This is a genomic window from Paenibacillus sp. FSL L8-0663 (genome assembly GCF_038008125.1).
GTDB classification, from domain to species: domain Bacteria; phylum Bacillota; class Bacilli; order Paenibacillales; family Paenibacillaceae; genus Paenibacillus; species Paenibacillus polymyxa_D.
Genome location: NZ_JBBOYM010000001.1, coordinates 3,362,720 through 3,388,852 on the forward strand (window position 1 = coordinate 3,362,720; position 26,133 = coordinate 3,388,852).

Consider the following 26,133-nt stretch of genomic DNA (forward strand, 5'->3'; position numbering starts at 1 on the left):
CGACGTGAAAATTATACCACACATTTATAAGCGATGCAAAATAAGCGACAGGTTTACTAAAAAAGAAAAATTTCGGATGATTAAGATTTCCCCCGGAATTCCAGCTGTCTTTCAAAGCAATATTTAATCAGTTTTTGGCGCTCCTGATCAGCGATTTCCTCATATTTCAGCATAATGAGTTTGCGACCGTTTTCCATCTGCTGAATGCGCACAATTTCAGATTGGAACGGAACATGCTCCTGAGTACCGTTTTTATATGGAACTAGAATCCAGCAAGACAATGATTCTCCTTCTTCAAGATGATGAGTTCCCTGGGTGTGAAAAGAAACACCCCCACCTCCTACATCATGTGTCTCTGCTACAAATCTGGACTCGTTCGCACCATGCCTTACAGCAATTTCCAAGTTGGCCTTAACCCGAAGAAAGTTTCGACGCTGAATTTTGCTGATGCTGTCTGGAGCAGGTTTGTGGATACGAATCATCCGGAGGATATCCTCTTTGAAACCCGTAACGTGGGTATTAAAATAATTTTTAATCCCACCCTCGCTCAAAAAAAATATAGACAGTTCTTCCCCTAGAAACAATTTTTTCAAATGCCCACTTGTTTGTGACATAGGAATTTCAATTAAAAAGTTCTGTGACTCCTCTTCTGCAATACGAGACTTAAATTCAAAAATCTCGTCCTTATGGTCAGTACCTGCCACTTGTATGTATAACACATCATTAATTTTGGGAAACAAATGATCCACCATCCTTGTCCATTAAAAGCTCTAATTAAGGTATATAATACCACGACTTTGTGCCTATATTAAGCATAATATTTGTTTGATCTATGACTAAAGCACAAAAAACCTCCTTCATGAAGGAGGTTTAGAGTGACTATTGATTCATTTTCATGTAATCAACTAGGCATTACTTGCAGTAACCTGAGGTTCATCTGAATCTTTAACCTCTTCAATCGTTTCTTCCATCCCCGTATTGGCGTTAATGTATATCCGGTAAACGGAACCATTGATTTTACCACCAAATTCATAACAGAGAACTTCATTCGAAAGTTCATTTTCAATTAAGGCTTTACGGTGGTAAGTTTCACGAAACTCAGGATTCAATTTTGCTCGTGCTGCATTCAAATTCAATTTCGCTTGCGGTATGCGGCGGAGATGACTATGCTCATACACATAATCACTGGCTTGAAAACCGATCACTTGTCCGTTATCAAGGCCTGATCTGACTGCGATTTTTTCTGGATAGATAATCACATCCCCTTGTTGGCTCACAAATGTAATGTTAGCTAAATTCCCGCTTTCATCATACGCAACGGGCTTCATGTCTTTGTAACCTTTTTGTTCAAGGTATTCACTAGCATAGCGAATCGCTTCATTACGTGTTGCTTTTTTAGGACCTACTGCCCTCATGTCATGATAAGAAATAAGCTTGCCGCCTTTTTTCGTAAAATCCATACTGGCCACAGGCTGCTTCTTATTTAGCAGGGTAGCTGTATAAGATGCCCATTCCGTTCCTTTGCCGTTTTCGTTCACCCTGATCTGACTTTCCGGTTTTCCTGTAAATTCAGCAGCATTTTGTTTAATTTGTTCTGCATTTACTGGCGGGAGACTCAATTTTTTCACAGAGCGTTTATCATAGATGCTGGCTACAGACGGTCCCCAATCCAGCTCTTTATAGTTTTCCACCTTTTTGTCCACGGTTTTAAAGCCATCAATAATGGTGTTGTCCTTCGGCCCAGTTTGAGAACCTGCCGCCATATCCACATCCGTCCAGCGCAAATTTTTGCTAATGACTTTCTGCTGCACTTCCTGCATGTTTTTCGAAATTTCTTTGGAATTGTTATACAACGTTTTCAGGTTCGAAATTTCTTTCTCGTTTAAGGGCTCGTGATCCAGATCACGGACAGCAGTCTGATACGAAAATGCAGATAGATGTGACAGCAAATCTTTAGCATGATTAAAAGGCATTACATTGAGGGGCAACTGATTAACCTCATTTTGAGCCTCACTTGTAATCCTCCACACGTTCATCAAACATTTGCGGTGCATCGCGTGTGAAGTATTATGGACAGCAACCGCGTTACCGAGTTGAGAATGCAGCTGATCCATATGAAACGACAAATCGTGAAACGCACGCTGGTATTGATTTTCCGCTTTTATCGACATGCTATTTGCCTGAAGAGACACCTCTTTTCTCATCTGGCTTTGCTGATAACCCCACACAAATGCTCCTATCATCATCAGGGTAACCACCGGGAACAATACGGAACTAAGTCGCTTATACATATTGGGAGTCTCCTTTCTTCAAGTACACTACCGATAGTGTGACAAGAAGAAAGCTCTCTTATGCATGGTTTTCCATGACTTCAACAATAAACTCACAGTTATCGCAAATACAGCGTTTAAAGCCGGTCTGAATCTGTCCTTGCTCTATGCGTCCTCTCAGCACAAAGCGTTCTCCGCATCTTTTACAATGAATTCTAACTTTTATACGCAAAAAAAGACACCTCTTTCTCTAACAGGTTTGTCAGATCAGTGTGTCCCATTTTGTTACATGTTAACCTTTTCTTCCCGTTTTAACAAACGAAAAGGAGAACGGTTATTAGCCCGACTGATCTTCGCCATTCCTCCATACCATAGAAAGGCCATAAGTGGAATGATAAACCAGATCCAGTCATGCGAAAATTTCGTTAAAATCAAATCGTATACTCCGTGCCAGAACCATGGAAGCACCAATGACAGCAGCAACATGTATTTGCTCCTCAAGCCTTCTGAAAACTTGGCCTTCCCCATGTAGTAGCCCATCATTACGCCAAACATCGCATGACCGGATACCGGTAGCAATGATCTCATCAGCATCATGCTAACCGAAGCATGGCCCGCCCAGGCATATAACAGATTTTCAACCGTTGCAAATCCGAGTGAGACTGCGGCCGCATACAAAATACCATCATAAGGCTCGTCGAACTCGGTATGATTATAGATGATGTGATACAACAGAAACCATTTAAAAAACTCTTCCACTCCGGCTGAAATGCCGAACGCCTGGATTAACGTGTGATCCCCTAGCCAAAGCAGCAGCCCTCGTTGAAAAATCATGACAGGAAGAACCACCAAAAAGCCGAGCAAAAACACTTTAATAACCATGTGCAGTGGCTCCGAATCATACCTGTCCTTCAAGTAAAAATACATCAATAAGGCGAGACCCGGCGCTGTGGCTGCCGCTATAACTGAAAACAGAAGCACCGATCATCCCTCCATAAAAATGAGTCGGCTCTGCTTTCAGCGCAGAGCCGACAAATTCACTTCGATATCACTTTTGATAAAACGAATCAAGAACGGCTGTCAAAATGAGTGCAGATGACAGCAACTGCCTGTTCAGGAATGACCAGTTTGCCGTACTCTTCCAACATAGCTGGTGTAACGGATGAGCCTTCTCCAAATTCAGCAAGAACCGCGATTAAAGCGGCAAGCTTGGACTCCTCTACTTCTTCTGGTTCCAAATGCAGAATCCATTTTCCTCTATAATGATACAGCTTACCTGCTTCCGTAGTGTTGCTACGAAGCATATGAGCCGCTTCTATGAGTACTTCGAAATCGCTAAACGCATAAACGATGGAATCACTATGCTCCAACGTGACTTCCATTTCGTAGACTTCCTCTGGAAGCTCCTCATCGGGACCCGAACCATACTGTTGATGGTCGTATTTACCCCGAGTGACGATAACAACCATTCCTTGAGCAGGAAGCGCAAAGACTTCGACAGCTAACGGTCCCGTGGCGTCGAAGCCCAGCTCACTGTATGCCTGATCCATCATTTCGGTAAACAGCTCATGAACTCTAGGAATTTCTTGCCACATATCGTCTTTTTGAATACCGCGTTCGCTCAAATCGTCAAAGGTAAGGAAAATCCGTATCTTGTCCTGACTTAATCTTTCTATTTTCATACTGGACCCTCCTCCTGGCAGCCGAGTGTTATTAACAGATTATGATGCAATTATGATGCCTGTGATGAAAATGGTTCTATGTAATCATGTTATCATTTTATAATCGTAAATGCACGCAATAAAAAGATAAAAAAAAGAATCATTTGAACGGCTTTTACAAAAAAGCCGCAAAATGATTCGGAATAAAGGTTTCTGGGTTACAATCCCGGTACGGCTGTATGAGTTTCTTTCAAAATTTGCTCGACCTCACGTTTAACATCGGGACTTGTGCTGATGAAGTCTTTAATCAACTTCATATTCTCTTCTTTGTTCTTGGCAGTATGGGCGTTATAAGCGGTTTTATCTGTTTGTGAATGATGGTCTTGATCCTTATGGGTGTCTTCTTTATTGAGCGTAATCTCGCCCATCCCGGGGAATGCCGCGTCCATCATTTTAGTACGGGCTTGCTGCACTAAATTGCCGCCTTTTTTTCCACCTATGTCCATAGATAAGCCCAACATGTTGCGGTTACGGGAGATCATAGAGCTTGCGACAGCGCCCAAAACGATTCCCAGGAAAAATGAAGATGTTTTCACAATTAGAACCTCCCTTTGTGGTAGAATCAAGCATAGTGTTCGTCAGTAGTGACAAACTCATACGGTATAAAATACAGGAAGGTGAGATGAAATAATGGGTACAAAAACAGCAGCCATTTTGTTCACCGCATGTCTGCTGCTTAGTGCTTGCACTGCAACCAAGCCTGAATCTGCGGCAACAAGCAACCAGCAGGATTCGGTAGCCTCTGACTCAAGTAACAGCGCCAAAGATCAGAGCAACGTCTCTTCCCCAAAAAGCAGCAGTAAGCAAGCAGGCAGTGATGATCACAACTCAGCGGATAAAACCAATGCACAAAATGATAAAACCAGCGAAAGCAACGAAACAGGAGCTGCGACATCTGCAACTACCAATAACAAAATGTATCACTTGGACAAAGCTTACAATGTAATCCCTGACCAACAAGGTACCGAAAAAAAAGTCGTGTTATTGACCTTTGATGATGGTCCTAAGGAAGCAGCCATGATTAACAAAATCATAGATGTACTGGACAAACACAAAGCGAAAGCAATTTTCTTCGTAAACGGTTACCGTGTAAAAAAGCATCCTGAGTTGCTTAAGCTTATCCATGACCGTGGACAGCCCATCGGCAACCATAGCTGGGATCACATCGTGCTGAAAAACAAATCTGAGCCCGAGGTCAAAAAACAGATTGAAACGGTACAAAAAGCTGTTAAGGACATTACAGGCCAAGCCCCCGTCTTCTTCCGCCCCCCTCATGGTGCAGGCGGGGACGTAGGTCGCAAGGTCGCTAAGGAAAACGGTCTCCTATACATGACATGGTCCGTCGGTTCTCTGGACTGGACAATGAAAAAGAATCAGCCTAATAAAACGGAGGCACTTCTCAAAAATGTAACAGAACAACTTCATCCAGGCAGCAATATCTTGATGCACGAACTGCCATGGACAGCTGAGGCGCTGGACAGTCTATTGACGCGCCTTGAGCAAAAGGGTTACCAATTTGTCGATCCGCAAGGGATTGAGGTTCCTGCTAGCTAGTAGACACTTGCGTATACTCCGGATTAACTATAGATGATGCAATAAAGGCCTCCATTCTCCGTTATTCATGTGGAGATGGAGGCTTTTTCGCCGTATCATTACGCGCCTTGACCTAAGCACAGACGTCCATAATAACTTTATATTACCAAAGCATTTCACTGATGGGTGGTGCACCCTTGACGCCCCACCACAGTAATGCTGCAGTAATCAGCACAAAAAGAGTGCTCAAAAAATTTAAAAACCACTTGCTTACCCGAATACGGCGGGACGGAAACATTTCTGCCCGCGTTCGGTACTCACTGGCAGGAGTGTCACCCTCCATCGTCACAGCAACTTCTGGTGCAGCGGCAACGTGAGCCAATTCTGGCACGGGCCGTGAAGCACGGGAGCGAACTGGTTTAGATTTTGACCTGTCCTCTTCCTTGCCTTTGCGACCATTTCGACGGCTACCATAGGTCTGCACTCTGCTAAGTTCCTGATTCATTCTTCATACCTCCGAAAACGTAACGCTAAACCAGATATAAGGTCAATCACAAAATGACAAATGATCGGTGCCCACAGACTACCGGTCTGCACATATATGTAGCCCAATCCATAACTGCTAAGAAAAACCCAGCCAGTGGGAATCCAATGCCGTAAATATCGGATATGAATCACCGCAAATAAAATGCTTGTCCAATAAGGACCAAAGCTGTACTGAATCGCACCTCTGAACAAGAGTTCCTCACAGATAGAAACGATAGCTGCTATACAAATAATATGCCAAACCGGACGATTTTGAAATAGCATTTGGTTAATACCACCGTCATCCATAGCATCCTCAGGCATAATCCGGGATAGCAACAGATCCACAAGTAACATAGCGGCGGCCAATCCCAATCCCCACCATAAGACGTGCAGAGTGTTCGGCAATGCAAATAGTTCTAACAAATTTCTTTTCTGAAAAAATATCCAGATTGCGCCAATCAGCAGGGTCAGCCCCTGAGTTAGATACAAATTGTAAAGCAGCAAGCGGTCGTTCAATTCATGAATTTGCGCTCTTTTCCATTTCACTTTAAGCTTTTTCATAGTTAGTTAGTCCTCTGCATAGTCTTCTTTAGCATCATAGCCAAAAAGTCGGGCGGATTCAAGAAGACTTAAATCTTAATTTTCCGCATTCTGTAGCTATATATCTAGCCTGCTATCCTCACATGTCGCATGTCCTATTGACATGCCCATGTAAGCCATGATACATTATGAAAAAATTATTAGCGACAACAACAATGATGGAGAAAAGGTATTGATTTCGTCCTCAGAGAACCGGTGCTTGGGTGGAAGCCGGTGACGAAGTAACTACTTTCAGCGCTCCTGAGTTATTGCACCGAGGTCTGGGGAATATTTCCCGGCATTAGATGCAATCGGCAGAAAACCGTTATCCTTTCGGTCATTTTATGACCGCTGAAGGCAGTCCATTGCGAAATGGCTGCGAATTAGGGTGGTACCACGATAACTCTCGTCCCTTACTATGGAGATAGTATGTGATTCGGGGGTTTTTTTGATGCCCGAAAACCGCAAAGCGTCTCCGCATAAGACTTTTGGTCGTTAGTTTGGTGCATAATGCTATTCCATCCCTTTTCTGCGTCAATGCGTTATCACACTAGTATTTCACACCGCTCTCCTGTACTTTTAGAAGCATTTCAAGTTTTTTCATGTTCTTTATGGAATGTATTTCAGTTTGAAGTGCATCCTGTCCATAAAAGAAGTTAACTTTGAGGAGGAAACCAAATGTTTAAAGTGTTAGTATCCGATCCAATCAGTGACCTGGGCATCCAGCAACTGATGGATGCAGACGATGTCAAGGTGGACAAGAACACAGGTCTCAGCGAGGATGAATTGGTTCAAATTATTGGTGACTATGACGCATTACTCGTTCGAAGCCAAACTCGGGTAACCGAACGCATCATGACAGCAGGTAAGAACCTCAAGGTTGTAGGGCGAGCTGGGGTCGGAGTGGATAACATCGACCTCGAAGCAGCAACACAACGCGGGATTATCGTTATTAACGCTCCTGACGGCAACACGATTACGACATGTGAGCACACTTTTGCGATGATGATGGCTCTAGCACGTCATATTCCACAGGCATATGCCAAAACCATTGGCGGTACATGGGATCGTAAAACATTCCTCGGTGTCGAACTGCGTAACAAAACACTTGGAGTCCTCGGCATGGGACGTATCGGCAGTGAGGTGGCTAAACGTGCCAAAGCATTTGGCATGAGTATCCTCGGCTATGATCCATTTCTAACGGAAGAACGCGCTGAGAAGTTGGGCATTAAGCTTGCGAGCGTGGATGAAATTATCCGCAACGCAGATTTTATGACCGTACACACACCATTAACACCGGAAACGAAACATATGATTGCTCGTCCACAGTTTGAAGTGATGAAAAAAGGAATGCGCATCATCAACTGTGCCCGGGGCGGAGTTATCGATGAAATGGCTCTTGTTGAAGCAATTGATGAAGGTATCGTTGCCGGTGCAGCTTTTGACGTATTTGAGTCAGAGCCGCCAGCACAAGATCACCCATTCCTGAGCCATCCGAAAATTATCGTTACCCCACATCTGGGTGCCTCGACTGTCGAAGCTCAGGAGAATGTAGCTATCGACGTGTCCGAGCAAGTGCTGCATATTTTGCGTGATGAGCCTTTTAAAAATGCGGTCAACATGCCTCCAGTACCATCCAACGTCATGACGCAATTGCAGCCATATTTCTCGCTTGGAGAGAAGCTGGGCAGCTTTGCCGCTCAGATCACGAATCAGGCTGTACGTGAAATTCAGGTAGATTACGCTGGCGATTTGTCCTCTGTGGATACACAGCCGCTGACACGGTATATTTTGAAAGGCGTACTTAGCCGTCATCTGGGCAGCGATGTGAACATTGTAAACTCTGTACATCTGGCCAAAACACGTGACATCCATCTTGTCGTATCTCAGGCGCCCGCCACCAAGGGTTTTACCAACCTGATTACCGTTACACTCAAAACGCAGAGCGGCGAAGAGCAACGTGTATCTGGCACCCTGCTGGCAGGCTATGGCGAACGTATTGTTCGGTTGAACCAGTTCCCAGTAGACGTGGCACCGGAAGCTCATTTCCTGCTCATCTCGCACAATGATAAACCAGGCATTATCGGTCGTGTCGGCACCTTGCTTGGGGAGAACGGCGTCAATATCGCTTCCATGCAAGTAGGGCGTAAAATTGTCGGCGGAGAAGCTATCATGATCCTGACTGTCGATAAAGCCGTGCCGAAAGACGTACTGATTCAACTAGTTGGTTTGCCAGAACTAAATACTGCCCAAGAAGTAGTGCTAGATTAGTTCCAAACCCTATTGAGAAGTCCATGGTTTTATAATAAAGAGAGGCGCCTGGCTACCCAGGCGTCTTTTTCTTATACCGAGTTATCTATCATGTGAGTAATCATTTTGAAACAGGATGTTCCACGTTGAACAAGATAAATGTTGATTTTTCAACAAAAAGCACCCTCTTCCGAGGATGCTGCAAACCGGGGTATATCAGCCTGGGCTTATAAGCCTGTTACAGACCCAGCTTAGTTTTGCTGGAGATGGGCAGCAAAATAGTAAATTCCGTCCCTTCTCCCAATACGCTGGCAGCAGAGACAGAGCCTCCGTGAGCCTCTACAATATTCTTGACAATAGCAAGCCCCAAGCCAGTCCCTTTATCCTCACCACGTACTCTGGCTTTATCTGCCTTGTAAAAGCGGTCGAAAATATAAGGTAGATCCTCGCTGGCAATGCCTACACCTTCATCCTTAATCCGAATACGGATTAACTCATGCCGTTCTCCCAAAATTCGATCCGCCGCAATAGTAACCTTTTTCCCGCCGGGTGTGTGTCTAAATGCATTATCTAGCAAATTGGTCAATACCTGTTCCAAACGGTCTTCATCTGCCTCAGGCAGCAACAAACGTTGGCCATGCTCACGGTAATCGAGTGTCAGTCCCTGTTCCTTTGATCGTACCGTAAATTTACGGTGAACACGCTCGATCAACTCGTTCACATCCAATTCCTGTCGGTGCATGTCTGTATGACCAGCCTCCATTCGGGCCAGATCAAGCAGATCCTTGACTAACCTTCCCATGCGTAATGACTCATCATGGATGACCTGCACCAGTTCCTCGGATTCTTCTGGTGAACCCGCCATACCATCCAGCAACGCCTCACTGTAGCCCTGCATCATAGATAAAGGTGTACGGATTTCATGAGATACGTTGGCCACAAAATCGCTCCGCATCTTCTCTAGCTTCACTTCTTCCGTAATATCTCTAAGCACAGCTACTGCACCGCGGATTGCATTATCCGTATACAGAGGCGCCATCTGCACCGACCAGGAGCCCTTCTTGACATGGATATAGTCTCCGACATCCTCTCCCCTGTCCATAACGGTATGGAACAGAGACTGCAAAGGCTCAGGTACAGAAGCTCCAAACTCCTCCAGATCACGTTCCTGCCACTCCAGCTTTTCCCAGATATTCAGCAAACTTTGTGCCGGCGGATTCGTCAAGATGATTTGTCCGCTTCTGTCGAAGGTGATTACTGCATCAGACATGCTTCGCAGTACGCTGGATAAATGGTTTTTCTCCTCATTCAGACTGCGGATCGTTGCTTCCAGTTCCGTAGACATATGATTAAAAGTTTTCGCCAGTTCTCCAATTTCATCACTGGTCACCAGCGAAAGCCGAGTATCATACCTTCCCTCACGAATGGCATTCGCCGCCTGAATCAACAGCTGCATAGGCTGTGTGATTTTAGTAAAAAGAAATAGGGCAAAAAAGGTCGTCAATAAAAATCCGACTATACATGTATAGGTGAACAAATGCTTGATTTCCGTCGATTCATACGCCGCAAAATTTCTGTTGATGTACGGCAATAAAAAAAGCCCTAAAAAAATAAGCACAGAGCCTACAAGGCAAATGATGGTGATCCACAGCTTGCCTACCAGCGATCTCCAGAAGTTCACGTTATTTTGGAACCTCCAGCTTATAACCTACGCCCCACACGGTCGTAATCATAGCGGCTGCCTCTGGCGATACCTTATTCAGCTTTTCACGAAGCCGTTTCACATGCGTATCCACAGTGCGCAGGTCACCAAAAAATTCGTAATTCCAAACGTCTTTCAGCAGTTCTTCGCGTGAGAAGACTTTATCTGGTGACACCGCCAAATAATGCAACAGCTCGTACTCTTTAGGCGTGAGACTGATTTCAATCCCACCCGCAGTTACCCGGTGCGCATCATGCTCAATGATAAGATTCGGAAAAACAATACTATTGCTTGGTACCGCTTCTTTCGTTAAAAAGGCAGTTTCCGACGAACGGCGTAAAATCGCCTTTACCCGGTAAATGACTTCTCGCGGGCTAAAGGGCTTAACCACATAATCATCAGCTCCGACTTCAAAGCCTTGTACACGGTTCACTTCCTCGCCTTTGGCAGTCAGCATAATCACAGGTGTAGCTTTGGTCTGACGCAGCCGTGTACACACCTCAATCCCATCCATCCCTGGAAGCATCACATCGAGCAAAATAATGCTGTAATCGCTTGCAGTCGCTTTTTGGAGGGCAATCTCGCCATCCTCAGCTTCGTCAATTGCATATCCTTCTTTTTCCAGATACATCCGCAGAAGGCGTCGAATGCGTTCTTCATCATCTACAATTAATATGCGGTTGCTTTGTTCTGACATATTCCCAGCCCCTTCGCTAAAAAAAGCATTCTCTCTATTTTACTATTTTCCCGTGCTTGGTCAAACTTTACTCTCATCCAACAGTCTCTTTACACCAAAAAGGCCGGGGTTATGACCCCCGTCCTGTCCGTTTCTTTTTCGTGTTGTCTGATTTGGCAAGTTGAATGAGACGGTTGATTTCGTCCTTGGTTAGGGGTCTGGTCAGACCGCGCTTCAAGTTTTGTAGCAAAAGATCTCCGAAGGCTATCCGCTTGAGTCTGATGACTGGGTGTGAAATGGCCTCAAACATCCGTCTTACTTGGCGATTTCTGCCTTCATAAATGGTAATCTGGATCACAGACTCCTTACCATTCGGATCTACATCTTTATATTCTACCTCGGCTGGTGCAGTAATGCCATCTTCCAGCACGATTCCCTTTTTCAGCTTGTCCAGCTCAGTACCATGTGGAACGCCTTTGACTGTTGCCACATATGTCTTGGGCACATGATGCTTGGGATGGGTGAGCAGATTGGCGAACTCGCCATCATTGGTGAGCAACAGCAGTCCTTCGGTGTCGTAATCGAGACGTCCCACCGGATATACGCGTTCCTTAACGCCTTTCAGATAGTCTGACACGATTTTACGGCCTTCCGGATCGGAAGCGCTCGTAATGACCCCTTTAGGTTTGTTCATCATCAAATAGATTTTTTTCTCGGTTTTGATCGGGCGTCCCTTTACCGTAATCATATCTTGATCAGGGTCTGCCTTCGTTCCCAGTTCAGTTACGACAACCCCGTTCACTTCCACGCTACCCGCCTGAATAAGCTCCTCACATTTACGTCTGGAAGCTACACCAGCTTGGGCCAATATTTTCTGCAATCTTTCCATGTTCGCTAATTCACCTCATGCTAATGATACCCATCCATGAGCAAAATCACAACCCCCGTTCAAAAAACGATGCAGAAATTAAAATACAAGCAGGCAAATCGCAATGGCTGCCACAAAACCAACCACATCTGAAAATAGTCCTACCTTCAAAGCATACCGTCCATTGCGGATACCTACCGCACCAAAATATACAGTTAGCACATATAGCGTCGTGTCTGTGCTGCCCTGAATCGTTGAAGCGATCCGACCGATCATGGAATCCGGGCCATAGGTGCGAATTAGATCCGTCGTAAACGCAAGTGAGCCAGTGCCCGTCAATGGACGAAGCAAACCTAAAGGCAATATCTCGCCCGGTACACCCCAGTGTTTAATCCAAGGGGTAACCCAAGAGATCAAATAGTCCAAGGCGCCGGATGCTCGAAAAATGCTAATCGCCACCATCATGCCTACGAGATGAGGAATAATGCTGATGGCGGTAGAAAATCCGTCTTTGGCTCCATCCACAAAAGAATCGTAGACAGGGACCCTTTTAGCATATGCATATAAAGGAATAAAAGCGAGAATAACCGGAATGGCCCAAGTCGATACGAGGTTTATAAAATTAAGCATGCCTCCCTCATCCTTTCCAAGTGGTGTCCCTGCCCTTGGCAGCCGTGATTCCCGTTCGCGGAACGGCAGGTAAAGATGCGGGCAACGTCGTTGAAGAGGCAGTAGATGTTGATGTTGGTGCTGGTGGGGCGAGTGGCGCCAAGGATGACTGGGACGGCGGAATCGCTGGAGGACGGCGGCGCAATTCTCGACTACGGTACCAACGATCCGCCGCAATTGCAGCAAAGGTGGCTATTGCGGTCGCTACCAGTGTCGTACCGACGATTTCTGCCGGATGTGCGGAATGAAAATTTAGCCGTATCGCGATCAACGTCGTAGGAATAAGCGTAATACTGGCTGTATTCAGGGCGAGTAGCGTACACATGGCTGGTGTGGCGGTTTGCTTATCTGGATTGAGCGTCTGCAGCTCTTGCATCGCCTTGATTCCCATCGGTGTGGCTGCATTCCCCAGGCCCAGCAGATTGGCGCTCATATTGGACAAAATGTAACCCATAGCGGGATGATTACGCGGAACATCAGGGAAGAGAAAGGCAACCAAAGGAGAAAGAAGCTTGGATATTTTCTGTAAGAGCCCTCCATCTTCAGCCAGCCGCATCATGCCCATCCAGAACACCAGCACACTTATCAGTCCAAAGCACACTGTAACCCCCGTAGTTGCCCCGTCAAAAGCTGCTTTCGTCACCACCTCAATATTTCCCTGTGCGGCAGCAAATACAAATCCAATACAAATCAAAGCCACCCATATGAGATGAATCATGGCTGATTCCTCCTTTTCCCAATGATGTGACACGTACAGCTCTATTTCCTGGTTGCCCTATGCTCCAAACAAATTCTTAAGGATTTCGTTCCATCTGCTCGTCCAACCTCGTTGCTGAGTATTGTTCGCAGGTTCTTGTGCAGTTGGAGTCTCCTTCTGTGGCTGTACGGTATTTTGAGCAGGCAGCTTACTACCTTTTGCATACACAGGAACAGAACCGATAAGTTTACCTTCCAAAAGGAATTCAACCCGTCCTCGTAAGCCAAAAGATACGTCCGCTCTATCGGCAGAAGCGGAATTTTTATACAACACCAGTCTTTTGTGCAACTGGGTTTTCTCGCCATCATGTAAAGGATAGGCAAAGCTTGTACCTGTTAATAGTGGGTAACCATCGATAGGTTGCTGCTTGTCCGTAATCGGAATGAGCGGATAATATCGGAATCCGTAATCAAGCATACGGGCATGATCGTTCCAATCGTCCCCGTCATTCAAGGTAACAGCAGCGAGCTGGCGACCGTCACGTGTAGCCGAACTGACCAGACAGCGAAACGCTTTTTTGGTAAAGCCTGTTTTCACCCCGTCAGCTCCGTCATACAGCCGCAGCATTTTGTTTTTATTGTGCCATGAGTAGTCCCAAGAGTCGTTGGGATTCGGTGCTTTTTTCAATTCTGTTTTTACGATACGGGCAAAAGTTGGATTATGCAGCGCATAAGCAGTAAGCCGGGCCATATCATTGGCTGAGGAATAATGTCCCTCGGCATCCAGCCCGTGCGGATTAGCAAAATGTGTATGGCTTAGCCCAAGCTGAACCGCCTTGTCGTTCATCAAATGAACAAATCCCTCTTCTGTCCCCCCCACATGCTCAGCAATGGCAGAAGCGGCATCATTACCAGAACGGAGCATTAAGCCGTACAGCATATTTTCCAATGACATTTGTTCACCCATTTGCAGAAAAAGCGAGGACCCTTCTTTGGCATATGCGGTTGGGCTCACCTTTACCCGGTCCTGCAAGCGTCCATGTTCAATAGCCACGATCGCTGTCATAATTTTGGTCAGGCTGGCAATACGTAGCTCCCGATCACCTTCGGTAGAATAAATGATTCTTCCTGATGTGACATCAATTAAAGAAGCAGCCTGTGCGTGGGTTCCTAATGCGGGCGGCGCTACTTCTGTTTTTATCGCTCCCCGAACGGGCTGCGGACTTAGCAACGTAAGCGGCAATGACAAAATAAGCAGTAGTACCAGCGGCAAAACAAATGCGCGTGCCTTATTCAAGAAATGGCTGTGGTCCGCGTGAATGTGTTGCTTTTTTTTAAACATTTGGATTCCTCCGGTTTTAAGCAAGTCTTGTACCATTCTATGTCCAAGCTGTTCAAAGTATGTCCACCTTTATAACAGAAAATTCCTTTATAGGACTAACCATTAGCTGCTCCTTTTTCGCTTTCTTTCTACACAAACCAAGCAACATGCCCTCCTGAGCACATATATATTAGTTACTAAACGTTAAATATGGATCGAGGGGTTATAACATGCAGCGACTACAGTTTGAAATGATTTTAAGATCGCGGATTGTAGAGTCCGCAGAAGCATTGCATCGAAGCGGTGTATCCTTTGCCACTTTTGCTACCGCACGTTGCAACCCGCAATTTTGGAATTTAACGGAAAAAGGTGGCTTTCAGATCAAAGCAGGTGTCACACCAGCCCAAGGCATCAGAGATATCTTTTTAAACGGTCATCAATACGCTTTTGAATGTGCAACAGCTATGGTTATTGTGCTGTACAATGGAGTGCTGGATTCCATTCTGGAAAGTGAGTTTAATCGGATTTTTGCAGATATGCTGCTGTATGACTGGCACTATGACAGCGACCTCAGGCTCATACAGCAGGAAGGAAGTCATAAAGCGGCTCCTGGCGATATTCTGTATTTCAACAATCCGGATGTGTCGTCTGAAACATTAGAATGGAAAGGAGAAAATGTCGTTAAGCTGAAGGAAGACTTGTTTTATGGACATGGGATTGGCATCTTGCCGGCGAAAGGTATTATCGATTCCCTGAATCAACATCGTCGGCCTGATGCCACGGTATCCGCTTATTTGACGAATGAAGTGATCTATCCGGACTTCATCTACCTATCGCAGTTTGCTACCGAAGGAAATCGAAAAAATGAAATCTCGCTGCATACTTTATATCAACAGGAATACAGTCACCATATACATGCTTTCATTGGGGGAAGGCAGTATATTCGGGGATAGGCCCAAGTACAAGCAGAAAAGAAGGTATTCCTTAGCCTATACTCGGCTTTGGGATACCTTCCTGAGAGAATGCTTTTAATTTCAATAACTTTTACAAGTAAGCCGGGCCAGAATTACTGTGATCCGTAGCAACATCTACAGGTACCTGTGGGGGGGGAGTCTGCAAGTCGCCGCCTGAATTCCGGAAGATAGACTGAACCTTATCAATCAGGTATGGCGTGGAGTCAATGAGCTTCTCAATCAGATGCGTTTGATTGTCCAATGGAACGATTTGTGCCCCCTGTTTGCCAACAACCAGAAAAGCAATGGGATGAATAGATACACCACCACCACTACCGCCTCCAAAAGGATGCCCTTCCTTCCCGCTATGATTACCCGACGCCGAGGAAGTATGAAGTGCCTCTTCGTCTACGTTAAAATCACTTCCCCCGGCAGCGAAACCAAATCCCACCTTACTGATTGGCAAAATAACAGAACCATCGGGTGTTTCCACTGCGTCTCCTACAATCGTATTCACGTCTACCATGGCTTTGATGTTTTCCATTGCGGTTTGCATGAGCCCTTGAATCGGGTGATCTGACATGATTTATTCCTCCTCTGCTTATCTCAAGCGTAGACTGCCTTTTCTTTCGCTATTGTGCGCAGGGGTTCAAGGAAATATGTATGTCATTCGATAGTTCAGAAAGGTTGAGTCTCACCTCTCTCCACTGTTTACCATTCATTGTTAGCTTGATGATCCGCCGCATTTTTTTTGAAAAAAACCCGTTTCCATGCCTCCGGTCCACCCGGAACGCGCCATATGCGGTAAGATAAGATGAGCATGGAGAACATTAAATAGCCGAGCGATACGTTTGCTTCACAGTTCAAAGTGGTGGTAAAACGCAAGCGATCCACCCAATAGGGCACAACATACAGCTTAGGGGTACAATCCATGCGTACAAAGCTTGAAGCATAACCGATCAAGGTTGTTTTTAATCCCCACAAAATACCAGTTGAGGTAGCTGTATATGCCGCGTCAGCAAGACTAATGTTGGTAGACCATTCCATTTTGGACATCGTCACATGTGCCAATGTATGTCGCAACCATTTATTAAAGGATTTCGTTCCCTTGAGCAAAACCCGTATATCATGTATAAATTGCTTGATTTTTACTGTATCAATATTACCGCTATCCACGGAAGCATCCGTTTTATGTATGTTTTTGTTGCGATCTAGCCGATAGAGAAGCCCTTTTTTCAACCCTGTTATGAGAATGGCCGGCACATCGTAATTCATTTTTATCATCCCGTATAGAAATCTGATCTCTAGATGCGCCCGATCATCATTGTCATGTTTGGCAATATTCAGCTTCAAACGAATACGAGAGAGCAGAACTGCCAGTACAAGTAATATAACGACGATGATGGCGATACTGATCCATTTCCACACTGGCGTGTCCTCCCTACCTTTTTGCTATAGAATATCATGGCAAAAATAGTATGACCGTTCGCCGGAAAATCATGCATCTTAAAATACCAACAGCCAGCCCCCAACGATATGAGGACTGGCTGTCTGTTTGAACTTTTACATAAGTGAGCCGCAAGATCCGGAGCAACTTTATTGGGATTCAAGATCTAGATCGTTGGCCGCAGGCTGGCTACTCTCCAGACGCTCGAACAATAATTGAGTCTCTTCCTCTAAATTGTCCGAATTCTCGAACAGCTCCGGTTGCGGTAGATCTGCCAGAGAGCCCAGACCGAAATAATCCAAAAATGATTTCGTCGTTCCGTACAATATCGGCCGTCCGATGGCTTCAGCTCGACCTTTCTCTTCAATGAGCTCCTTGTTGACCAGTGTATGTATGGCCCGCTCGGATTTAACCCCCCGAATCTCTTCGATTTCAACTCTTGTAATGGGCTGGCGGTAGGCCACAATGGCCAGCGTCTCCAAAGCAGCTTGAGACAGTGACGCACGTGCCGGAGAGTATGCGAGCTTTTCAAAGTAAGGTGCATGTTCGGATAAAGTTGCAAGCTGATAATGACCGGCAATACGGACAAGTTGCAGGCCTCTTCCCCCCTGCTCCATGTCCTGCTTCATATCTTCCAGGCACTGTTCAACCAGCTCTTGCTGCTGCTCTACAATGTCGGCGATCTGCTTGGTGGACAACCCTTCCTCTCCTGCTAGAAACAGCAGTCCCTCAATAATTGATTTCAGCTTCAGATAATCCATTAACCCGTAAATCCCCTCTCCACTCCATTACAATATCATCGAAAAGCTTCTCCTGATAACAGAAAATTTGCTTCATTTTCATCAGTTCAAGGATAGCCAAAAAGGTCACAACCACTTCATGCCGATACATATCCTCATGCATCAGCTTGGAGAACAGCAGCCGTCCTCCATTCCCCACCATCTCTAAAGCCCCGATAACTTGCCGGATACGGTCCTTGACTGAAATTTCGTCCCGATGAACACGGGTTACCGTCGTACGTCGTTCTGCTTTGCGCAAAGCACGCTGAAAGGCTGCGACCAAATCGCTTGCATGCAGCCCATGCACCGGATTTACGGGTTCAGTGGGCAGGAATGCACTCAGATCTTCTGGCTCTTTGCCATAAATTAGACTCCGCTCCCACTCACGTTCACTTAGATGGCGAGCAATCCCTTTATATTTACGATACTCCACCAGCTTGCGGACCAGTTCCTCACGTGGATCATAATCCTCTTCCTCATAAAAATCCAAATCGTCATATTCCATCACAGGTGGCTTGGGAAGCAACAATTTACTCTTAATGGATAAGAGCGTCGCCGCCATCACCAGAAACTCGCTCGTAATGTCCAGTTCCAGCTCCTGCATACTGTGCAAAAAAGCCATATACTGATCAGTAATATCGCTAATCGGGATATCCTGAATGTCGATTTCGGCTTTATCAATCAGATGCAACAGTAGATCCAGCGGACCCTCGAATGTTTCCAGCTTGTAGTTTACGACTGTCAATGTGCTTCCCCCTGCCTTACTCCAATCATCATTCAACAATACCTTTCCCTATAGCACTTATGCTCTGCGTTATCAATCCCTCTTTCTGTAGTATATACGTCATCGCCTTGCTTAACAATCCAATCCCTTTTTTCCCCTTGCAGTTTATACCGTTCTATTCAGCTATTCCTATCATTAAAATTGCTTGCCGAGATTGGCCATTTCAATCGCAGCCAGTGCTGAATCCCAACCTTTATTACCAGCCTTCGTACCTGCTCGTTCAATAGCCTGTTCAATGTTTTCTGTAGTCACTACCCCAAAAATAACAGGTACTCCCGTTTTTAGGCTGCTCGCTGCCACACCCTTGGCCACTTCATTGCAGACGATATCATAATGTGAAGTAGAACCACGGATGACCGTACCCAGCGTAATTACGGCATCATATTTGCCGCTTGCAGCCATTTTTTGCGCAATTAGTGAAATTTCAAATGCACCCGGAACCCAGGCTACATCAATTTCATCTTCCTGTGCACCATGTCGTTGAAGTGCGTCAATTGCACCGCTTAACAGCTTGCTCGTAATAAACTCATTAAATCTGCCCACCACAATACCATATTTTAAACCGTTCGATACAAGATTACCTTCTAGAAAACGTGCCATATTAATCAACCTCTCTTAATTTAAATTATTTACAATGACAAACGGCGACGGTAGTCCACCAAATGCTGAATACTGATCAGTTTCAATTGATGTCGCTTGGCGACCACTGCCAGATCAGGCAGGCGGGCCATTGAGCCATCTTCCTTTATAATTTCACAAATGACTCCAGCAGGCTTGAAGCCACTGAGTCGAGCCAGATCAACAGCCGCCTCCGTGTGACCAGCACGCTGCAAGACACCCCCATCGCGAGCAATCAGCGGGAACATGTGACCAGGCTTGCGGAAATCACTTCCTGTGACTGCTTCGTCTGCCAAGGCGCGTACAGTCAAGGAGCGCTCGGCCGCTGAAATCCCCGTTGTTGTCTCCATATGATCTACCGATACCGTAAAGGCAGTACCGTGGAAATCTGTATTTTGCTCTACCATAGGATGCAATTCCAAGGCCTCGGCTCTTTGTCGTGTGATCGGCACACAGACCAACCCGCGACCTTCTGTAATCATGAAATTAATGACCTCAGGCGACGCTTTTTCAGCCAAAGCGATAAAATCGCCTTCATTTTCGCGCTGTTCATCATCCACTACAATAACGACTTTACCGTTTTTCAAGTCCTCCAACGCTTCTTCGATGGAATCCAAACGAATCTCTTCGTCATGTTCCAACTCGCCATGCTCTATGACGTTTGCCATTGCACTTGTTTGGCTACCTCTATCCATAACACTTTCCTCCTCATGTCTTAGCCACGAATGCTCCTGAACAGGCTTACCATTCAATATCAGGCAAAACCGTGTTTCGCCAAATAGTCCAAACTGAGAGGAGCTTCTTCTACTCTCTCCGCCTCCGCTGCACCTCTGTAACTTAAAAGCTGTTCTACATATTTGCCCAAAATATCGCATTCGATATTGACGGTATCCCCCTCACGTTTGCCTTGTAAGGCCGTTTCGGATAAGGTGTGGGGAATAATGGATACGGCAAAGGTCTCTCCCGTACGCTGTGCGACTGTGAGGCTTATACCATCAATTGTGATTGACCCTTTGAGAAGAATATATTTAAATAATGTTTGATTTTTAGGCTCAATTTCGTACACCACTGCATTCTGGTCTGATGTCACCCCGCGAATCGTTCCCGTCCCGTCCACATGTCCTTGCACGATATGTCCTCCGAACCTTCCACTCGCCGCCATCGCTCGCTCCAGATTGACTCGGCTGCCGGATCTCAACTCTTTCAGATTAGTGCTACGAAAGGTTTCCGGCATCACATCAACCTTAAAGTCTTTCGTACCGATCTGTATCGCCGTCAGGCAAACGCCATTCACTGAGACACTGTCTCCTATTTTTAAATCGCCCAACACCACGGAACCCGAAATCCCCAGCACCATCGCTTCACCGCTTTTGGAAATGGTTTGAATACGACCCACTTCCTCGACCAATCCGGTAAACATGCCTTCACTCCTTTCCACTACATTTCAGTTTATCCCTAATTCATCAGCTATAAGCGCAAAAAACCCCCAGTTCGGATTCAATCCGTCATGGGGGTGATGAGAGTCACATTTGTAGTATACAAGCGCAGTTCATATGCATCTTAAGACGACATGAAATCATAGGTTTGCCAATAGAAAGCATGACTGAGGATACAGCCAAATACGCTCAGAACACCCATCAAAAAGAAAGCTTAAGAAAGCTATCGCCCGATGCCATCCTACAACGAAATAAGCCGTACGCACAATTGGGTATGCTAAAAATCGGCACATGTCACGTCATGCACATGCGCTTCGTATCCTTCTCCCATCCAGACTATACTGTCGGTCCCGGATTTGCACCAGGTCCACCTTCTGCTGATCATTCAGCATCCGGGTCACGGACTAAGCCATGCTGTTTCTCACAAAAACGATCCACAAACATGTCATCACCGCCGGTGGGGAATTTCGCCCCGCCCCGAAGGATCTTGCTCTTATTTAATTGAATTAACATTAAACTTGTTACGTATATTAGCACCGACTTCTAAAAAAAGCAAGTTATCAAATAGAAGCTCCTGCTTTGGTTTTGACATATTGGCTGGAGAGTTCTTCAAACCAGGTTTTATCGTTCATATGAAGCGCCAAGTCAATCAGATCGGCCAGTTCCTCGACTCCCAGCTCTGTTGCATGATCAAAGGTAATTACGGCTGAAGCAACCGGTCCTCGCCCTTCCTCAGAACATGCTTCATAATCCAGTCGTACATCAACATGTCCGTCAATAAACTCGCATTTTAGAAAATAAATAATTTCGCACATTAAAATGGGGCGTACTTGTGTTTCTAACACGCAATCCATCACCTTGGCAGAATAATGCTGGTTCGTCAGCGTAAATTTGTGTTCTGTCGCTGCCAGCGAGGTCCGTCCAAAATCATCCGTAAACTTGAGTTCCACTGGCTTGATGTTCATAACCTTAGGGATTTGCTTCTTTATAATTTCGATTATTTCAACTGTATTCAGCTTAATCATTACCTGCACCTCATTGCATCTTAAAATTCAGAAGAAAACTTTTTAACGTGCCTCTTATAGGCCTCCACTCCTATATCGGAAATCATTACCTGTTTTTTTATGCTTCAACCCATAAACGACAAAAAAGATTCTTTGCGCAAAAAGCGCAAAGAATCTTGATCGAGCCACTACAGTAACAGCGGCTAACAATGTTAATCGATGATTATGCAAAAAACAGGATTATAGCTCTGAAATTTCATGTTTCTTTTTCAGGATAGTCCAGCGACGCTCAATCTCCTGTTCAAAGGTCGCCAGCGTAGCCTCCTCCTTAATAAGATGCTTCGTTTTACCCATTAATTTCAGCCATTCAGCAGCTGGAATTCGTTTTCCTTTGTCCTCCGGATTGTACGTAATCGTCGTACTGCCTTGCTCTATTTCGTACAAAGGAAAGAAACAGGACTCGACTGCGGCGCCCACAATGCTGGTACCCAGTCTGTCTTCGGATTTCCAATTCAGCGGACAGGCGCACAGGATTTTACCATAGGCCGTACCCACGTTGTTTGCATACCATTGAGCCTTGGCTGCTTTACGCAGCATATCCTGCGGATGACTTTCAGCAGCGGTAAAAGCATACGGAATGTTACAAGCAGCCATGATTTGCACGGTATCCTTGTGATGCCCTTGCTTTCCTTTTTGCATTTTACCTACACCCGACGTACTGGTCATGTGACCGAGCGGAGTGGAGTAAGATTGCTGTGAACCTGTATTCATGTACCCCTCGTTATCATATTCCAGCATGATTAGCTTATGATTACGCAGAGCCGCACCAATCGCAGAACCCATACCAATATCCATCCCACCGTCACCACTAATCATGATAAAGGTCGGATCGTCCGACATCTCAATTTCATTACGCCGTTTCATTTCCATGTAAGCTTCTAGCGCTCCTGAAAGGGTAGCGGCCCCGTTTTGAAAAAGATTGTGGATCATCGGTTGTTTGTGTGATGTATATGGATACCCTGTCGTCGTCACATATACGCAGCCTGTCTGGAACAGCACGACAATATCCCCTTCAATACCTTTGAAAAACAGTTCCAGCGCAGACAATGCCCCACATCCTGGACAAGCTCCGTGGCCTGGTGAAAGACGCCGTGGTTTGGTTGTCAACGACCGCAAAGGGGGTACCTTGACCTTGAGCTTCCCGGTCTCCTCGTCCGGCGTAACCTGAATCAGACCCGTACGGTAATCATTACCACGTGGCGGCTGCATAACTTGCGGCATCACCTTGTCCGGTGAACCCGAATTAATTCCGTAGTAATCAAAGGGCTTCTCTACTCGTCCGGCCTCTGCCGCCTCGATTGCAAGCTGGAAGAACGCCTCTGCATCTTCTGCATAAAAATCTTTGCCGCCCAAGCCAAAGATACGGCTCAACACGAGTGTCCGATTCAGCGGGTCCTCCTGCAAGGCCGCTTTAATTTCATGCGTTAAATTACCGCCGTCTGCCCCATACGAGTCTGCACGCTCACCTACCAGCAACGCCTTGACATTGCGTAATGCTTCCCGCAGTTGTGCGGCTGGGAACGGTCGGATGATGTTCGGACGTATCACACCAGCTTTAATTCCGCGCGCGCGGAGTTGATCCGCCACATCCTTGGCCGATTCAGCCGCCGAATTCAACAGAAATACCGCAACCTCAGCATCCTCCATTTGATACAGATCTAAAATCGGGTATTCCCGACCGGATAAAGCGGCATATTCTGCTGCTACCTGCTCATATACTCCTTCTGACAGCTTCAGTGCTTCGGACAGCTGAACATGATTATTCGTCAAGTCATCGCCGTTCATATGCGCGCCCACAGTAACAGGATGATCAAAATCCGTAATATTCGGATAATTTAAGTTCGGGTTAGGACCTACAAAACCACGCACGGTCTCAGCATCGGCAAAATATTGCACTTTACGTTTTTGATGGGACGTATAAAAACCGTCATATGCGACCATTACAGGCAGCCGAACATCGCTGTGCTCTGCAATTTTTAGTGCCATAATGTTCATATCATACACAGCCTGTGGTGTACTTGCCGTCAAAATGACCCAGCCTGTATTCAAACCATAGTACAGATCCGAATGATCTCCGCGAATATCTAGGGGACCACTGACAGCTCGTGTCACCAGATTCATAACCATAGGAAAACGGGTACCTGACTGAACAGGTAACTGCTCCAGCATGTACAGGAAACCTTGCGAACTAGTGGCGTTCACCACCCTCGCTCCCGCTGCGGCAGCTCCATAACAAATCCCTGCCGATCCGTGTTCTCCGTCTGCTGCAACCAGCTTAATATTATGCTGACCTCTCGTTCTCATCTGATCTAGATACTGCGCTACCTCGGTAGATGGAGTAATCGGGAAATATCCCATCATATGATAATTAATCTGCGCAGCCGCCGTTGCTGCCATTTCATTACCGGATTCGAACGTTGTCACTTGCGCGGCGCCTGTCTGTTTGAGTTCTTCCTCCAGTTTTGCCATTACGCACGCCCTCCTTCATATACCGGAAATTGGTGGGCAACTCGATTCTGTTCAGCCCATCCCCATTGCTCGCGACGCGAGCTTAGTGCCCCCGATGGGCAAATATCTACACATTTCAGACATCCTTTGCAATACTGGTAATCAATCCCTTGCAAAAATGGCATCATTCTTCCGCGTTTGTCTGCTTGCTCTTCCCATACAAAACAGTAATCCGGGCAAATCGAATCACACTTGGCACAATGGGTACATTTATCAACTTCATATTCAGGCACATACCCCTGACGTGAACCACTAACATCTCTCGTTATGCTGTTTCCCTGAGTTGCAATAACGCCCCCCAGTAATTGCGTTTCGTATCCCAGCAATGGCTGCGGACGTTCAAAAACCCGATCCTGCGCGTCATCAGTAACCGGATATACGTGCAGTTCCATTTCATCATAACCACGGTTAAACGTACGCAGATTAGGTTCCACTAACAGTGGATTTTTCTTTTCAAAGGTACTGCGTATAACCGATCTCATCGCTTCCGGGTCCAGGAAGTCACAGACACGGAACAAGGCACCGAGCATGGACGTATTTAGTTTGGTTCGCTCTTCCAGTGCGATGCCCATCGCATCCACCACCGCTAATGTTCCGGATACCAGTCCCAAATCAGCCCGTATTTCTTCTGCTGGACGCGTGGAATTAACCACTACAATCCCATCCGCTGGCAGTCCGCTGATTACATTTACCGTTTTGTATAACGTTTCATGGAAAATGCCTACCACATGCGGTTGCTCAATCGGACTGTGATCCCGAATATCGACTTCTGGCTCACAGAAACGGACGAAACTTTTAACCGGAGTTCCCTTTTTTTCCGAACCGTAGGACGAAAAATTTGAAGCATTCAGCCCCAAACCAAGCACCCCGGTTTCGGCCAACATTTTGCCAGCCAGATTAGCGCCGAGTCCACCAATGGATTCCAGCCGGATTTCAAAAAATCCGAGTCGATTTGTGCTCGTTAAAATAGACAATGTGATAAGCCCCCTTCTTTTCCAATCCTTAACGAGTTTGAATACTCATATAAAAAAAATTGGAAATTGCATTCTTATGAAAAGGCTATCACAACACTTACTTTTCGAATGTGATCTTACGCACTGTAATGCCTACGTGATTGCGAAAATCAATAAACCGTCAAACAAAAGACAACAAAAGCCGCCCTGTCCAAAGACAGAACGGCTTAGGTGCAACGCTATTAAAAAAAGATCATGTAATTAACGGTAAAATTACACGTCAAATACTTTAACCTCTTTCATTTTGTCGCCTTGCTTTACAGCATCAATGAATTCCATACCTTTGGTTACTTTACCAAATACAGTATGTACTCCATCTAAATGTGGTTGTGGAGCGTAGCAGATAAAGAATTGGCTGCCACCTGTGTTGCGACCTGCATGAGCCATGGACAGAACGCCTTTGGCATGCTTTGTTGTATTCGTAGCTGTTTCACAGTCAATCGTGTAACCAGGACCGCCTGTACCGTTACCGATCGGACAACCACCTTGAGCAACAAAGCCAGGAATGACACGGTGGAAGCTCAAACCGTTGTAGTAACCGCTGTTTGCCAGCTTTTCAAAGTTAGCAACGGTGTTTGGAGCTTCTTCTGGGAAAAAGTCAATTTCGACGATACCGCCGTTTTCAAGATCTATTCTACCTTTTTTCATTGTTTGTATCTCCTTTTCAACCTGTTTTGAGAACTAAATAACATCAAGTTCCAGTTTACTATGAATTGCC

27 protein-coding genes, 1 riboswitch and 1 other annotated feature are annotated in these 26,133 nt (G+C 45.8%); of the genes, 3 read left to right on the forward strand and 24 right to left on the reverse strand.

Features of this window, described 5'->3' with window-relative positions; genetic code table 11:
- Window positions 1-80: 80 nt before the first annotated feature.
- From MKY75_RS14540 to MKY75_RS14560, 5 genes are all read right to left on the reverse strand, one after another.
- Window positions 81-740: a flagellar brake protein gene (locus MKY75_RS14540; RefSeq protein ID WP_340885741.1), complete on the reverse strand. Its 660-nt coding sequence runs from the start codon at window positions 738-740 to the stop codon at window positions 81-83.
- Window positions 741-905: 165 nt separating this feature from the next.
- Window positions 906-2,291: a germination protein YpeB gene (gene ypeB, locus MKY75_RS14545; RefSeq protein WP_340885743.1), complete on the reverse strand. Its 1,386-nt coding sequence runs from the start codon at window positions 2,289-2,291 to the stop codon at window positions 906-908.
- Between the two features lie 264 nt (window positions 2,292-2,555).
- On the reverse strand, window positions 2,556-3,251 hold the full coding sequence (gene prsW / locus MKY75_RS14550) for a glutamic-type intramembrane protease PrsW (protein WP_165147009.1): 696 nt from the start codon (window positions 3,249-3,251) through the stop codon (window positions 2,556-2,558).
- A gap of 86 nt (window positions 3,252-3,337) precedes the next feature.
- Window positions 3,338-3,952, reverse strand: coding sequence for a genetic competence negative regulator (locus MKY75_RS14555; RefSeq protein WP_013310751.1), 615 nt, complete (start codon window positions 3,950-3,952; stop codon window positions 3,338-3,340).
- A gap of 197 nt (window positions 3,953-4,149) precedes the next feature.
- Window positions 4,150-4,527: a hypothetical protein gene (locus MKY75_RS14560; RefSeq protein ID WP_029517316.1), complete on the reverse strand. Its 378-nt coding sequence runs from the start codon at window positions 4,525-4,527 to the stop codon at window positions 4,150-4,152.
- A gap of 94 nt (window positions 4,528-4,621) precedes the next feature.
- On the opposite strand from MKY75_RS14560, the gene MKY75_RS14565 reads away from it, so the two are divergent.
- The gene (locus MKY75_RS14565) at window positions 4,622-5,545 is read left to right on the forward strand and encodes a polysaccharide deacetylase family protein (RefSeq protein ID WP_069012704.1); all 924 of its coding nucleotides are present in this window, start codon (window positions 4,622-4,624) and stop codon (window positions 5,543-5,545) included.
- A 142-nt stretch (window positions 5,546-5,687) separates the two neighbouring features.
- On the opposite strand, the gene MKY75_RS14570 is transcribed toward MKY75_RS14565, so the two are convergent.
- Both MKY75_RS14570 and MKY75_RS14575 read right to left on the reverse strand, forming a co-directional pair.
- Window positions 5,688-6,029: a hypothetical protein gene (locus MKY75_RS14570; protein ID WP_029517314.1), complete on the reverse strand. Its 342-nt coding sequence runs from the start codon at window positions 6,027-6,029 to the stop codon at window positions 5,688-5,690.
- Window positions 6,026-6,613, reverse strand: coding sequence for a type II CAAX endopeptidase family protein (locus MKY75_RS14575; protein ID WP_069012705.1), 588 nt, complete (start codon window positions 6,611-6,613; stop codon window positions 6,026-6,028). The genes MKY75_RS14570 and MKY75_RS14575 overlap by 4 nt, the downstream gene beginning before the upstream one ends.
- Before the next feature lie 185 nt (window positions 6,614-6,798).
- Window positions 6,799-7,048: a binding site (T-box leader), on the forward strand.
- A gap of 261 nt (window positions 7,049-7,309) precedes the next feature.
- Here MKY75_RS14575 and serA point away from each other — a divergent pair.
- A complete protein-coding gene (serA, locus tag MKY75_RS14580; protein WP_340885745.1) occupies window positions 7,310-8,902 on the forward strand; it encodes a phosphoglycerate dehydrogenase in 1,593 nt (530 codons plus the stop codon).
- 217 nt (window positions 8,903-9,119) lie between these two features.
- Here serA and MKY75_RS14585 read toward each other — a convergent pair whose 3' ends face one another.
- The 6 genes from MKY75_RS14585 to MKY75_RS14610 form a co-directional block, all read right to left on the reverse strand.
- Complete coding sequence (locus MKY75_RS14585) at window positions 9,120-10,562, reverse strand: ATP-binding protein (protein WP_340885747.1); 1,443 nt, start codon at window positions 10,560-10,562, stop codon at window positions 9,120-9,122.
- A gap of 1 nt (window position 10,563) precedes the next feature.
- Window positions 10,564-11,280: a response regulator transcription factor gene (locus MKY75_RS14590; RefSeq protein WP_029517311.1), complete on the reverse strand. Its 717-nt coding sequence runs from the start codon at window positions 11,278-11,280 to the stop codon at window positions 10,564-10,566.
- A 109-nt stretch (window positions 11,281-11,389) separates the two neighbouring features.
- Window positions 11,390-12,148 carry a pseudouridine synthase gene (locus MKY75_RS14595; protein ID WP_023989197.1) on the reverse strand — a complete coding sequence of 253 codons (759 nt, stop codon included), beginning with the start codon at window positions 12,146-12,148 and terminating at the stop codon, window positions 11,390-11,392.
- Window positions 12,149-12,226: 78 nt separating this feature from the next.
- A complete protein-coding gene (locus MKY75_RS14600) occupies window positions 12,227-12,757 on the reverse strand; it encodes a spore maturation protein (RefSeq protein WP_209947369.1) in 531 nt (176 codons plus the stop codon).
- A 7-nt stretch (window positions 12,758-12,764) separates the two neighbouring features.
- Window positions 12,765-13,514, reverse strand: a complete 750-nt coding sequence (locus MKY75_RS14605; protein ID WP_209947367.1) for a nucleoside recognition domain-containing protein — start codon at window positions 13,512-13,514, stop codon at window positions 12,765-12,767.
- 57 nt (window positions 13,515-13,571) lie between these two features.
- Complete coding sequence (locus MKY75_RS14610; RefSeq protein ID WP_340885749.1) at window positions 13,572-14,834, reverse strand: D-alanyl-D-alanine carboxypeptidase family protein; 1,263 nt, start codon at window positions 14,832-14,834, stop codon at window positions 13,572-13,574.
- 209 nt (window positions 14,835-15,043) lie between these two features.
- Between MKY75_RS14610 and MKY75_RS14615 the strand changes: the two genes are divergently transcribed.
- Window positions 15,044-15,766: a hypothetical protein gene (locus tag MKY75_RS14615; RefSeq protein WP_029517308.1), complete on the forward strand. Its 723-nt coding sequence runs from the start codon at window positions 15,044-15,046 to the stop codon at window positions 15,764-15,766.
- 91 nt (window positions 15,767-15,857) lie between these two features.
- Here the strand turns inward: MKY75_RS14615 and ytfJ are convergent, their stop codons facing one another.
- The 11 genes from ytfJ to MKY75_RS14670 all read right to left on the reverse strand — a co-directional run bounded on the left by ytfJ (window position 15,858) and on the right by MKY75_RS14670 (window position 26,063).
- The gene (gene ytfJ / locus MKY75_RS14620) at window positions 15,858-16,349 is read right to left on the reverse strand and encodes a GerW family sporulation protein (protein ID WP_029517307.1); all 492 of its coding nucleotides are present in this window, start codon (window positions 16,347-16,349) and stop codon (window positions 15,858-15,860) included.
- Window positions 16,350-16,477: 128 nt separating this feature from the next.
- On the reverse strand, window positions 16,478-17,194 hold the full coding sequence (locus MKY75_RS14625) for a DUF2953 domain-containing protein (protein WP_029517306.1): 717 nt from the start codon (window positions 17,192-17,194) through the stop codon (window positions 16,478-16,480).
- A 168-nt stretch (window positions 17,195-17,362) separates the two neighbouring features.
- A complete protein-coding gene (gene scpB, locus MKY75_RS14630) occupies window positions 17,363-17,974 on the reverse strand; it encodes an SMC-Scp complex subunit ScpB (protein ID WP_029517305.1) in 612 nt (203 codons plus the stop codon).
- A complete protein-coding gene (locus MKY75_RS14635) occupies window positions 17,943-18,737 on the reverse strand; it encodes a segregation and condensation protein A (RefSeq protein ID WP_029517304.1) in 795 nt (264 codons plus the stop codon). The genes scpB and MKY75_RS14635 overlap by 32 nt, the downstream gene beginning before the upstream one ends.
- 174 nt (window positions 18,738-18,911) lie before the next feature.
- Window positions 18,912-19,376 carry a 6,7-dimethyl-8-ribityllumazine synthase gene (gene ribH, locus MKY75_RS14640; protein WP_023989205.1) on the reverse strand — a complete coding sequence of 155 codons (465 nt, stop codon included), beginning with the start codon at window positions 19,374-19,376 and terminating at the stop codon, window positions 18,912-18,914.
- A gap of 29 nt (window positions 19,377-19,405) precedes the next feature.
- Complete coding sequence (gene ribB, locus MKY75_RS14645; protein WP_029517303.1) at window positions 19,406-20,089, reverse strand: 3,4-dihydroxy-2-butanone-4-phosphate synthase; 684 nt, start codon at window positions 20,087-20,089, stop codon at window positions 19,406-19,408.
- Window positions 20,090-20,148: 59 nt separating this feature from the next.
- Complete coding sequence (gene ribE / locus MKY75_RS14650; RefSeq protein WP_029517302.1) at window positions 20,149-20,814, reverse strand: riboflavin synthase; 666 nt, start codon at window positions 20,812-20,814, stop codon at window positions 20,149-20,151.
- A 331-nt stretch (window positions 20,815-21,145) separates the two neighbouring features.
- Window positions 21,146-21,319: riboswitch (FMN riboswitch) on the reverse strand.
- 71 nt (window positions 21,320-21,390) lie between these two features.
- The gene (locus tag MKY75_RS14655) at window positions 21,391-21,855 is read right to left on the reverse strand and encodes an IDEAL domain-containing protein (RefSeq protein ID WP_029517301.1); all 465 of its coding nucleotides are present in this window, start codon (window positions 21,853-21,855) and stop codon (window positions 21,391-21,393) included.
- A gap of 219 nt (window positions 21,856-22,074) precedes the next feature.
- On the reverse strand, window positions 22,075-24,363 hold the full coding sequence (locus tag MKY75_RS14660) for a thiamine pyrophosphate-dependent enzyme (RefSeq protein ID WP_165147036.1): 2,289 nt from the start codon (window positions 24,361-24,363) through the stop codon (window positions 22,075-22,077).
- Window positions 24,363-25,376 (reverse strand): 2-oxoacid:acceptor oxidoreductase family protein, encoded by a 1,014-nt coding sequence (locus MKY75_RS14665; RefSeq protein WP_029517299.1) that lies wholly within the window; start codon window positions 25,374-25,376, stop codon window positions 24,363-24,365. Before MKY75_RS14665 ends, MKY75_RS14660 begins: the two co-directional genes overlap by 1 nt.
- Before the next feature lie 252 nt (window positions 25,377-25,628).
- On the reverse strand, window positions 25,629-26,063 hold the full coding sequence (locus MKY75_RS14670; protein ID WP_013310775.1) for a peptidylprolyl isomerase: 435 nt from the start codon (window positions 26,061-26,063) through the stop codon (window positions 25,629-25,631).
- Between the last annotated feature and the right edge of the window lie 70 nt (window positions 26,064-26,133).

Coding starts and splice junctions, on each gene's coding strand:
- MKY75_RS14600 (WP_209947369.1), bottom strand. CDS start 12,757: ATGCTTAATTTTATAAACCTCGTATCGACTTGGGCCATTCCGGTTATT.
- MKY75_RS14595 (WP_023989197.1), bottom strand. CDS start 12,148: ATGGAAAGATTGCAGAAAATATTGGCCCAAGCTGGTGTAGCTTCCAGA.
- ribE (WP_029517302.1), bottom strand. CDS start 20,814: ATGTTTACCGGATTGGTCGAGGAAGTGGGTCGTATTCAAACCATTTCC.
- MKY75_RS14565 (WP_069012704.1), top strand. CDS start 4,622: ATGGGTACAAAAACAGCAGCCATTTTGTTCACCGCATGTCTGCTGCTT.
- MKY75_RS14660 (WP_165147036.1), bottom strand. CDS start 24,363: ATGGCAAAACTGGAGGAAGAACTCAAACAGACAGGCGCCGCGCAAGTG.
- MKY75_RS14610 (WP_340885749.1), bottom strand. CDS start 14,834: ATGTTTAAAAAAAAGCAACACATTCACGCGGACCACAGCCATTTCTTG.
- MKY75_RS14605 (WP_209947367.1), bottom strand. CDS start 13,514: ATGATTCATCTCATATGGGTGGCTTTGATTTGTATTGGATTTGTATTT.
- MKY75_RS14570 (WP_029517314.1), bottom strand. CDS start 6,029: ATGAATCAGGAACTTAGCAGAGTGCAGACCTATGGTAGCCGTCGAAAT.
- ribB (WP_029517303.1), bottom strand. CDS start 20,089: ATGGATAGAGGTAGCCAAACAAGTGCAATGGCAAACGTCATAGAGCAT.
- MKY75_RS14615 (WP_029517308.1), top strand. CDS start 15,044: ATGCAGCGACTACAGTTTGAAATGATTTTAAGATCGCGGATTGTAGAG.
- ytfJ (WP_029517307.1), bottom strand. CDS start 16,349: ATGTCAGATCACCCGATTCAAGGGCTCATGCAAACCGCAATGGAAAAC.
- serA (WP_340885745.1), top strand. CDS start 7,310: ATGTTTAAAGTGTTAGTATCCGATCCAATCAGTGACCTGGGCATCCAG.
- ypeB (WP_340885743.1), bottom strand. CDS start 2,291: ATGTATAAGCGACTTAGTTCCGTATTGTTCCCGGTGGTTACCCTGATG.
- MKY75_RS14575 (WP_069012705.1), bottom strand. CDS start 6,613: ATGAAAAAGCTTAAAGTGAAATGGAAAAGAGCGCAAATTCATGAATTG.
- ribH (WP_023989205.1), bottom strand. CDS start 19,376: ATGGCACGTTTTCTAGAAGGTAATCTTGTATCGAACGGTTTAAAATAT.
- MKY75_RS14655 (WP_029517301.1), bottom strand. CDS start 21,855: ATGATTAAGCTGAATACAGTTGAAATAATCGAAATTATAAAGAAGCAA.
- MKY75_RS14670 (WP_013310775.1), bottom strand. CDS start 26,063: ATGAAAAAAGGTAGAATAGATCTTGAAAACGGCGGTATCGTCGAAATT.
- scpB (WP_029517305.1), bottom strand. CDS start 17,974: ATGGATTATCTGAAGCTGAAATCAATTATTGAGGGACTGCTGTTTCTA.
- MKY75_RS14590 (WP_029517311.1), bottom strand. CDS start 11,280: ATGTCAGAACAAAGCAACCGCATATTAATTGTAGATGATGAAGAACGC.
- MKY75_RS14555 (WP_013310751.1), bottom strand. CDS start 3,952: ATGAAAATAGAAAGATTAAGTCAGGACAAGATACGGATTTTCCTTACC.